At 62.2% G+C, this 10,020-nt stretch carries 8 protein-coding genes and 1 pseudogene; 7 read left to right on the forward strand and 2 right to left on the reverse strand.

The window, feature by feature from the left end:
- The 3 genes and pseudogenes from ACESMT_RS04565 to cqsA all read left to right on the forward strand — a co-directional run.
- Positions 1-140, forward strand: a pseudogene (locus ACESMT_RS04565) (rhodanese-like domain-containing protein); the annotation flags it as partial.
- A gap of 256 nt (positions 141-396) precedes the next feature.
- Positions 397-1,707, forward strand: coding sequence for an acetylornithine deacetylase/succinyl-diaminopimelate desuccinylase family protein (locus ACESMT_RS04570; RefSeq protein WP_372825389.1), 1,311 nt, complete (start codon positions 397-399; stop codon positions 1,705-1,707).
- Between the two features lie 148 nt (positions 1,708-1,855).
- Positions 1,856-3,121, forward strand: a complete 1,266-nt coding sequence (gene cqsA / locus ACESMT_RS04575) for an alpha-hydroxyketone-type quorum-sensing autoinducer synthase (RefSeq protein ID WP_372825390.1) — start codon at positions 1,856-1,858, stop codon at positions 3,119-3,121.
- Between the two features lie 63 nt (positions 3,122-3,184).
- Here the strand turns inward: cqsA and ACESMT_RS04580 are convergent, their stop codons facing one another.
- Both ACESMT_RS04580 and ACESMT_RS04585 read right to left on the reverse strand, forming a co-directional pair.
- Positions 3,185-4,162: a response regulator gene (locus tag ACESMT_RS04580; RefSeq protein ID WP_372825391.1), complete on the reverse strand. Its 978-nt coding sequence runs from the start codon at positions 4,160-4,162 to the stop codon at positions 3,185-3,187.
- A gap of 20 nt (positions 4,163-4,182) precedes the next feature.
- A complete protein-coding gene (locus ACESMT_RS04585) occupies positions 4,183-5,517 on the reverse strand; it encodes a sensor histidine kinase (protein ID WP_372825392.1) in 1,335 nt (444 codons plus the stop codon).
- 58 nt (positions 5,518-5,575) lie between these two features.
- Here ACESMT_RS04585 and ACESMT_RS04590 point away from each other — a divergent pair, with 58 nt between their 5' ends.
- From ACESMT_RS04590 to ACESMT_RS04605, 4 genes are all read left to right on the forward strand, one after another.
- Positions 5,576-6,244, forward strand: coding sequence for a LuxR C-terminal-related transcriptional regulator (locus ACESMT_RS04590; protein WP_372825393.1), 669 nt, complete (start codon positions 5,576-5,578; stop codon positions 6,242-6,244).
- Between the two features lie 170 nt (positions 6,245-6,414).
- Positions 6,415-7,998, forward strand: a complete 1,584-nt coding sequence (locus ACESMT_RS04595; protein ID WP_372825394.1) for an ABC transporter substrate-binding protein — start codon at positions 6,415-6,417, stop codon at positions 7,996-7,998.
- 175 nt (positions 7,999-8,173) lie between these two features.
- Positions 8,174-9,127: an ABC transporter permease gene (locus ACESMT_RS04600; protein ID WP_372825395.1), complete on the forward strand. Its 954-nt coding sequence runs from the start codon at positions 8,174-8,176 to the stop codon at positions 9,125-9,127.
- The gene (locus ACESMT_RS04605) at positions 9,127-10,014 is read left to right on the forward strand and encodes an ABC transporter permease (protein ID WP_372825396.1); all 888 of its coding nucleotides are present in this window, start codon (positions 9,127-9,129) and stop codon (positions 10,012-10,014) included. Before ACESMT_RS04600 ends, ACESMT_RS04605 begins: the two co-directional genes overlap by 1 nt.
- Positions 10,015-10,020 lie beyond the last annotated feature (6 nt).

A 10,020-nucleotide genomic window follows, 5' to 3' on the forward strand; every position in this document is an offset into this window, starting at 1 on the left:
CAGCGGCCAGACGTGCGACCGAATTGGGGCTGGATGCCTACAACATTCTTGAAGGTTTCGAAGGCGACCCGGACGCCGAAGCGCATCGTGGCGCCACAGGCGGCTGGCGCTTCCGGGGACTGCCCTGGCGGCAGAAATAAGGCCCCCACGGTCGCTCACTGCGTGTAGCTCCCTGCACCTTGCAGGCCGCCGCTCGCCAGAGGCTTCGCTTCTGGCGCCTGTCCGAACCTGCCCAGGCAGGTTCGGAGCCGCAGGCACCAGCCCCGAGGGGGCCGCTGCGCCTGCGGGCCGGCGGAGCCGGTCCCGCGGCCCCGGCTGGTTAAAGGGGTGCATATAGCTCGCTGCCTCGGAGGGCGATGGGCTGCGGCAAATGACGAGTTCACATAAACTGGCGGCATGAACAATGACAGCCTGCTCCAGCGCATCGAAACCAAACGCGACGAGGTGGTGGCGCTCACCCAGGACCTGGTGCGCATCCCGACCACCAACCCGCCCGGTGACGCCTATGAAGCCTGTGCCCGGCTGCTCGGGGAGCGGCTGCGAAAACGTGGCTTTGCGGTGGAATACATACGCGCCACCGGCGCGCCCGGCGACCGCGATTCGCACCCGCGCATCAACGTGGTGGCACGCTACGAAGGCCAGCCCGGTGGCGAATGCGTGCACTTCAACAGCCACATTGACGTGGTGGAAGCCGGCTCGGGCTGGACCACCGACCCCTTCGGCGCAGAAGTCAGGAACGGAAAAATCTACGGGCGCGGCACCTGCGACATGAAAGGCGGCCTGGCATCCAGTGTGATCGCCTGCGAAGCCATTCTGGAAGAGGGCCTTCCCTTTTTCGGCGCGCTGGAAATTTCCGGCACGGTCGATGAGGAGTCCGGCGGTTTTGCCGGTGTGGGTTACCTGGCCGAACGTGGCTACTTCACCCGGCCGCGCGTGCACCATGTGATCATCCCCGAACCACTGGGCGTGGACCGCATCTGCCTGGGTCATCGCGGCGTCTGGTGGGGTGAAGTCGAAACCCTGGGGCGCATCGCACACGGCTCCATGCCGTTTCTGGGCGACAGCGCCATCAACCACATGAGCGCTTTCATCCATCTGCTGGAAACACAGTTGCAGCCGCGCCTGTCCCAGCGCCACACCCGCGAGCCGGTGGAGCCGCCCGGTGCCAGGGTCAGCACGCTCAATATCAACAGCCTGCATGGCGGTCAGGTCGAGCAGCTGTTTTCAATGGACGCGCTGAACCGGCCGACCGGCGACCTGCCTTCACCGGTGGTCGCGCATTCCTGCCGCGCCGTGCTGGACCGCCGCTTTATTGCCGAGGAAAACCTTGAAGAGGTCAAGGCCGAAATTGTTGCCATGCTTGAAGAGCTCAAGCGCAGCCGGCCCGGCTTTGACTACGGCGTCAGGGACATCATGAGTTTTGTGCCCACCGCCACACCCCAAGACGCGCCTGTGGTGCTGGCCACTGCCCGCGCCATCGCCCGCGTGCTTGGCCGCGAAGCCAGCTATATATCGAGCCCAGGCACTTACGACCAGAAACACATTGTGCGTACCGGCAAGCTCGACGCATGTATTGCCTACGGCCCGGGCATTCTTGATCTTGCGCACCAGCCGGACGAATATGTGGGTATCCAGGAGCTGGTGGACAGCGCCAAAATCATGGCGCTGGCGGCTTTGAGCCTGACCAAAGGCGTGCAGGACAGGTGAGTAGTTAGTACAAAAGGTGTGATTTTGGCGTTGGCTAGCACCTAATCCGGATTTCGAGGGTTCAACCCCTGTCAATGTTGACAGGGGTCGGACGATCAAATTTGTCAAATTCAATTTCAATGGGGTTACTTTTTCACAGGTAACCACCATGCAAACCGAATTTCTTGAGCACGTTGCTTCACCAGCCGTAACAAAACCTTCCACGGGCCCCCGAATTTCCGGGCATTTGCGGCAACGCATTGACCGCGAATTCACCCCGCGCTGGGATAAGCAGTGGGGCGGAAAATTCGTGCTGCACGGCAAAACCGCAGGATCCGATGCGGTGCGACTGGACGGCAATGACTATCTGAGCGTGACCGGCCACCCGGACATCGTGAGCGCCCAAGTCGCCGCCCTGCGCCATGACCGCGAGTTTGTCATCCAGTCCGGCGTTTTTGTGCACGGCGAACACCCGGCGCGATCACTCGAAAAATCCCTGGCCCAATGGGTGGGGAAGGAGGACGGGTTTGTCTGCCAGTCTGGCTATGCGGCCAATGTCGGTCTGTTGCAGGCGATTGCCGATGCGCAAACGCCGGTATACCTTGATACGCTGGCGCACACGTCATTGTGGGAGGGCGCCCACGCGGCCCGTGCGCCCGCGCACCCTTTTCGCCACAATGATCCGGTCCACCTGGACCGCGTGCTCGCGCGCCATGGCCCCGGCGTGGTGGTGGTGGATTCGGTCTACAGCACCACCGGCGCCCTGTGCCCGCTGCGCGACATGGTGGAGGTGGCCGAACGGCATGGCTGCATGATCCTCGTGGACGAATCGCATTCGCTGGGCACCCACGGGCCGGCTGGTGCTGGCCTCTGCGCAGAACTCGGACTGACCGACCGGGTGCACTTCATCACGGCCAGCCTGGCCAAGGCCTTCGCGGGCCGGGGCGGGTTCTTTACCGCACCAGCTGACCTGCGCTACTACATCCTGAGCTCCAGCTATCCCAACATCTTCAGTTCCTGCCTGCTGCCCTATGAAATTGCCGGCCTGGATGCGACATTGGCCGTGATACGGGGCCATGATGAACAGCGGCGCCGCCTGTGTGCCCACACCCAGCGCCTGCGCACCAGCCTGTCTGACATGGGGTACCCGATTCACCAGGGGACGGAGCAGATCATTTCGCTGGAGGCCGGCACCGAACCCGACACCATGGTGCTGCGTGATCACCTGGAGGAGCGCGGCGTTTTTGGTGCCGTATTCTGCGCACCGGCGACCAGTCGCAACCGCGCCATGGTGCGGCTGACACTGAATGCGGCGTTGACCGAAGCAGAGCTGTCTCACGTGGAGGCAGTGGCGCGCGAGGTGGCACCGCTGGTCAGACCCTGGGACTGGCCGATTGCCAGGCGCGCCCGTGGCTCTGAGGCAGCTGGCGCCTGATGGGCCGGCTCATTTGACGGACAAGTTCCTGGTGCAGTGTTCCATCAAGCGTGGAACACTGCACTAGTCCTGCACTCTGCGGTGCCCGTGCTTTTTCAGCCACCGGCTGTAGCCGGTCCATCCGCGCGCGCTGGCGGCGAGCTCAAGGGGAAACAGCGCCGCCAGCATGGTGCCCTCATGCCCGATGGAAAACGCGGGTGCGAGCCGGGGCGGGCCCGGGAGCCGCAGTGCCTGCTGAAGTTCCAGATCCACCAGATGGCGCCCTTGCCGGATGCCAGTGGCCGCCTCCGCATGGGCCCCCTGCGATTCGGCCAGTTCGGCCAGTTCAGCCAGGCCAGCGGCGGGTTCCAGCTGCAGCCAGCTGACCAGGCCATTCGTGTCCATGCCGAGGATGCCGAAGGGTTGCCCGATCACCACGTGCTCGACCCAATGGGTGGTTGCCAGGCTGGTCAGTTGCCGGGCCACCGAGGGAACCTGTAGCAGGGCATGCTGCGGTTGGGTCAGCGCGGCACGCCAGATCTGCGAATGCCTCAGCTGGGGGCGCTCCAGCATGCGCTGCACCACCGCGATCAGGTGTTGTGAGATGTCGGGCGTCTGTTTGGCGATGAACTGGTCGATCAAGCCGCGGTTGAACGCGCTGACGGCCACATGTTCGTCGGCCTGTCCTGTCAGCAACACCCTGCCACCCGGCCAGTCCGTCAGTTCTGTGAGCGCCTGCAGGCCATCCATGCCAGGCATGGCATAGTCAAAAACACAGACTTGCGCGAAGGTGTAGCGTTCGCTCTGCGTGGACCAGTACTGCAGGATTTGCGGAATCAGTGGGCTGCCGTTGCGCCAGTTGTCCATCATTTCCTGCTGGGCCCAGGCGTCAGCTTCCCACAAGGGCGGTTCTCGCTGCAGCTGGTTGATGCAGGTTCGAGGCCGAAGAAACAACCTGACATGCCACTGTTTGGGCAGAACCATGGCCAGCATCTCCAGGTAGTCCGGATCGTCGTCAAGAAAAACGATGGCGCCTGGACGATGGAACAGTGGAAAACTCATGGGTATGGGAAGGAAAGGGGTTACCTGAGAACCGGGATGTCGATGATGAAAATGGCGCCGCGGCCGGGCTCCGACTTGACGCGAATGGAGCCGCGGGCGCTTTGCACGACCTGCCGACAAAACGCCAGCCCCAGACCATGACCGGTGCCCCGATCGGTTGAGAAAAACGGCTCGAAAATCCGCGCTTGCAGATCCGGTGCGATGCCAGTGCCCTGGTCGGTGACGATGATGCGGCCGGAGCCGTTGAGCACACCCACTTCGATACGCAGGTCGCCGGGTTTGGGTGCGGAACTGCTTGCCGCCAGCGAGTGGAAAGCATTTTTCAGCAGGTTGTTGATCACCTGTGAGAACAGGCGGTGAGACGACTCAAAGGAAAAATCCTTGCGCAATACCAGCACAACGCTTTCGCGCTCGCGCGAGCTGCGGTAGGGATACTCTTTGACCGCCGTGCGCAAGAGCTCGGCGGCTGACACGGTTTCCTTGTGCAAGGGCAGGCGCAGCAGGCGTGCATTGGCGATCTGGGTGTCAATCTGCTGGTTCATGTTACGCACCAGGTTGTGCAGCCGCACCACCAGTTGGTCAAGCCGCTGATCGCCTGCGGCTACTTTCAGCAGCTGGCTTTCGTTGCGCACGGCATCGCCTATCAGCGACATGGTGGCCAGTGGCGTGCGCAACTCGTGCGCCATGATGCCTATGGTTGTGAGGGTGTGCTGCAAGTGGTCACGCCGCAGGTTGGCAGACGACAGCGCAAGCAACAGGGCGCTGGCCCACGAAAAGGTGATGACCACGGCATTGACCGCAAATTGCTGCGCGTCCATCGGTGGGACGGTGGGTCCCAGCCAGACAAACAGGGCCCGGGCGATCAGGAGCCCGCTGACGGTGCCCAGGGTGGCCATGCGCCAGTCGGTCACGTGGTAATAAATCAGCAGCATGGCGCAAAAGCTGGCCAGCCAGACTGTGTTCCCGTTGTTGCAGAAATACATCCAGCTGAAAAACAGCGGAAGCTGCGTCCAGAACACAAAGGTGAAAATTTTTGCGGAAAGCTTGCTCGAAGGATCGTTGGTGATACTTTCGGATATCAGCAACAAGCCCAGGGTGCCCATGGCGGCGCGCAGGGCCGGGTTCTCGTAGGGTTGCGGCAGCCAGTGGCCCCAGATCCATCCGAACAGGGGGTGGCCGACCAGCGTGAACAGGCCCAGCCAGCGCAGGCGCCATGGAGAGGGGTGCAAAATGGGAACCAGTTGTTCGTGAAACAGCTCGGACCGGATTCGCGACAGCAGCCGACCCCACGCTCCGGGGAAATGCAAGAGCGCAAGAATCCATTGTTTGATTCTTGCGGGCAGCCCTGAGCTCATGAACAAATCTTGGAACATATCTCGGCACATTGTCACCGTTCTAGCGCAAAAACTGAATATGCCATCACCTGTTAACTTTGACAGTATCGCCCTCGACAGCATGATGGCGGACTGGATCTCGGCCTTGCGCGAATATTCGGTCGAAGCGCTGGTGGTTCTGGGCCCAGACCCTTTCGGACAACAGCAGGACCGTGTTCTGTCGGCCATTCATCCGCCCCGCTTTCTTGATGCTGCCCTGGCGCTGGCAAGCAGCCGGGATTTTGGCGCACCGTGGCGGGAATCGGACGCTCCCCTGGTGGCATGGCAGCATATTGCCAATTCGGACGCCGCCAGCAGCGGCCGCTGGCGGCTGTTGTGGTTGGCACACGGTTTTCAGAGCGTGGTGCGGGTGGAGTTTCCCCTGACTTCGGGACGCGCGTTTGAATGTTTCATGCTCAGCCCGCGCCAGTTCCATGACCGCGCCGAGGCCGCAGCCCTGGCTTGGTCGGCCCTCAACATCTGGCCGTTGTTCAAGCGCACCATGGCTGCGGCGAGCAGTCCCCTCAGTCCCCGCGAAAGCGAATGCCTGGTGCTTGCCTTTGAGGGCCTGACTGCGCGCCAGACCGGTGAGCGGCTGCAGTGCACCGAGCGCACGGTGAACTACCACATGGCCAATGCCATGGCCAAACTCAAGGTGGACAACAAGATGTCAGCCATCCAGCGCGCGTGCTGGCTGGGCGTGATCTGAGCCGAGCGCAGGCCGCGAACCCGGCTCGGGCTCGAACGAGACTCCGAGAGCCCGGTACCGGGTGTTTGCGGATGGCTTGAATATTGCATCTGGACTATGGTTACATTACGCCAACCGCCCGACCGAATCCCGTTGGGCCGTTTCAACCCTTGTTTGTAAGGAAATCCGTCATGAAACGTCGCTCCCTTTTTGCCCTGGCCACCTCCGCAGCCCTGGTGTCTGCCCTGCTGGTGCCCGCCGCTGCCCAAGCCCAGGCCAAGACGCTCAAAGTTGTGCCGCACGCCAACATCACCATACTGGATCCGGTATGGACCACGGCGTTTGTGACCCGCAACCATGGCTACATGATTTACGACACATTGTTCGGCACCGACCTGGCCGGAAAGGTGAAGCCGCAAATGGTCGATACCTGGAGTGCGTCCAAAGACAACAAGGTCTGGACCTTCACGCTGCGAGACGGGCTGGAGTTTCACGACGGCAAGCCGGTGACCAGTGAAGACGTGGTTGCTTCCCTCAAGCGATGGGCCAGCCGCGACAGCTTTGGCGGCGTCATGGCCAAAAGCCTGGCCAGCTACGAAACCCCCAACGCGAAAACATTCATCCTCAAGTTCAACCAGCCTTTCGGTGTGATGCTGGAGGCCTTGGGCAAGCCCTCGTCGAACGTGCCTTTCATCATGCCGGCGCGTATAGCGGCCACGCCAGGCAGCGAGCAGATCAAGGAAAACATCGGATCGGGCCCCTACAAGTTTGTGAGCGCCGAATACAAGCCGGGCGAAAAACTCGTCTATGTCAAGAATGACAAATACAAGCCGCGCAGTGAAGCACCAGACGGTACCACCGGCGGCAAAAACGTTTACCTGGACCGCGTCGAGTGGGTCATCATCCGCGATCCGCAAACCCAGTTCAATGCCTTGATTGCCGGCGAGGTAGACATCATTGAGCAACCCGCTTTTGAGCAATACGCCTCGCTCAAGGCCGCCAAGGACGTGCAGATCGTGGACGCCCAACCGGCCGGCCTGCAATACATCTTCCGCTTCAATCACCTGCATGCACCGTTTGACAACGTGAAGATCCGCCAGGCGGCGATGGTGGCCATGGGCCAGGAAGCCTTCCTGAAAACCCAGGTCGGTGCGCCCGGCATGTACAAATACTGCAAGAGCATCTTCCCCTGCGGTACGCCTTACGCGAGCGACAACACCGGCATCTATACCGGCATGGCCAATCCGGCCAAGGCCAAGCAGATGCTGGCCGAGGCCGGTTACAAAGGCGAGCCCATCGTGCTGATGCGTCCGACCGACCTGGCCTCGATTGCCAAGTTGCCGCTGGTCGCCAAGCAGCAGCTCGAAGCCGCTGGCTTCAAGGTCGATATGCAACAGTCGGACTGGGCCACCTTGCTGGCGCGCCGCGCCAAGAAGGATGCACCCGACAAAGGCGGGTGGAATGCCTTCATGACGGCGTGGACGGCCGGCGACATCCAGAACCCGTTGACCATGGCCATGCTCAATGCCACCGGCGACAAAGGCTGGTTCGGCTGGCAGGACGACAAGGTCATTGAAGACCTGAAAGTCAAGTTCGCCCAGGCCAGCACCGAGGCCGAAAAGAAAAAACTGGCCGAGCAGCTGCAATTGCGCGCAATTGAAACCGCCTCGCACGTACATCTGGGCCAGTACAACAACCCGGCAGCCCTGCGCAGCAATATCTCCGGCCTGGTGCCCGGTGGTGCCCAGGTTTACTGGAACATCAAGAAGAATTAGTGCCCCCACGCTCCGCACTAACGTGTCGTCGCTGCCCCCCGAGGGGGCGCTGCGCCTGCGGAATGGCGAAGCCAGATCCGCGGCTCCTGCTTGAAAGGGAAGACTCACACGTCCGCTGGCGCCCCGATCCTGTCGAAGGGGGCTTCCGGCTGGTGTTAGCGGGCAGCAGATCCTCATGCTGAGATTCCTGCTGCAGCGCCTGCTCGCCACCGTCCCGGTGCTTCTCGTCGTGGCCGTCGTGGTGTTCCTGATCCTGCGCCTGACGCCGGGTGATCCGGCCGCCGTGATCGCCGGCAACAACTCGACCAACGAAGACATCGAGAAGATCCGCGAGACCCTGGGTCTGAGCAAGCCCCTGCTGGTCCAGTTCTGGATCTGGTTCAGCGGTGTGCTGCAGGGTGATCTCGGTTACTCGTTTTATCTGAACAAACCCGTCACCGAACTCATCGTCCAGCGCCTGGAGCCGACCCTGAGCCTGGCCGTGGGTACATTGGTGCTGGCGGTGCTGGTGGCGGTGCCGCTGGGCACCATTGCTGCCTGGCGCATGGGCGGCTGGCTGGACCGTGTGCTCTCGGGGGTTTCGGTTGCGGGTTTTTCGATCCCGGTGTTTGTCACCGGGTATCTGCTGATTTATGTGTTTGCCGTGCAGCTGGAGTGGTTTCCGGTCCAGGGTTACCGGCGGCTGTTCGGCGTCGACGGGCAGGGGCCCTGGGCCTGGGCGCGCCAGCTGGTGCTGCCATGGATCACGCTGGCGACGATTTATGTCGCGCTGATTGCCCGTGTGACGCGCGCCAGCGTGTCCGAGGCGCTGACTGAAGATTACATTCGCACAGCCCGCGCCAAGGGGCTGGCCGAGTCGGCAGTGTTGATGCGCCATGCCCTGGCCAATGCCGCGGTTCCCATCGTTACCGTGGTCGGCATCGGTGTGGCGCTGCTGATTGGCGGCGTGGTGGTGACTGAGACCGTCTATTCGATTCCTGGCCTGGGTTCGCTCACGGTGGATGCGGTGCTGAACCGTGACTTCCCGGTGATCCAGGGGCTGGTGCTGTTCTTCAGCCTGCTCTATGTGGGGGTCAACCTGCTGGTCGATGTGAGTTACCTGTTTCTGGACCCGAGGATCCGGTACTGATGCGGGTCTGGCTGCCTCTTTTGCAAAGGCTGTGGCGCAACAGCGCCTTCCGCTTCGGCGTGGGGGTGCTGGGGGTGTTGCTGCTGTTGGCCGCGCTGGCGCCAGTGCTGGGCACGGTGGACCCGGCGGCCATGGACTCGGCCAACATCAACACCGCGGCCGGCGTGCGTGGCGAGTTTGCGCAGCTTGACGGTACGGTGGTCAAACATACCTTCTGGATGGGTGCCGATAACTTCGGCCGCGATATTTTCAGTCGCGTGCTTTACGGAACGCGCAGCTCGCTGCTGGTGGCGGCGTTTACCGCTGTGGTTGCGATCAGCGTTGGTGCCTTGCTTGGCATGCTTGCGGGCTATTTTCGTGTCGTGGATGCTGTGCTGATGCGTTTCATGGACGGCTTGATGGCCATCCCTGCCATTCTTCTGGCGATCGCTCTGGTGGCCGCCCTCGGTGCCCAGCTGTGGACGGTGGTGGTGGCGATTGCGATTCCGGAAATTCCGCGCGTCACGCGCCTGGTGCGCTCCATGGTGCTGACCTTGCGCGAGGAGCCGTTTGTCGAGGCCGCGCGTGCGCTGGCCACGCCGACACCGGTCATTTTGTGGCGGCACATCCTGCCCAATGCCATGGCGCCCATGATTGTGCAGGGCACCTTTGTGGCTGCATCGGCGGTGCTGACCGAGGCGATTTTGAGCTTTCTTGGCCTCGGTCTGCCGGCCGACATCCCGACCTGGGGCAACATCATGGCCGAGGGCCGCGTGCAGTTCACCCAGTACCCGGGCAATGTTCTGTTTCCGGCGCTGTTCCTGGTGCCCACGGTGCTGGCCATCAATCTGCTGGGTGACGGGCTGCGCGACGTGCTTGATCCGAAGTTTGCGAAACGCAGCCGATGAGCCCTG

Source organism: Polaromonas sp., assembly GCF_041689105.1.
GTDB lineage: Bacteria > Pseudomonadota > Gammaproteobacteria > Burkholderiales > Burkholderiaceae_C > Polaromonas.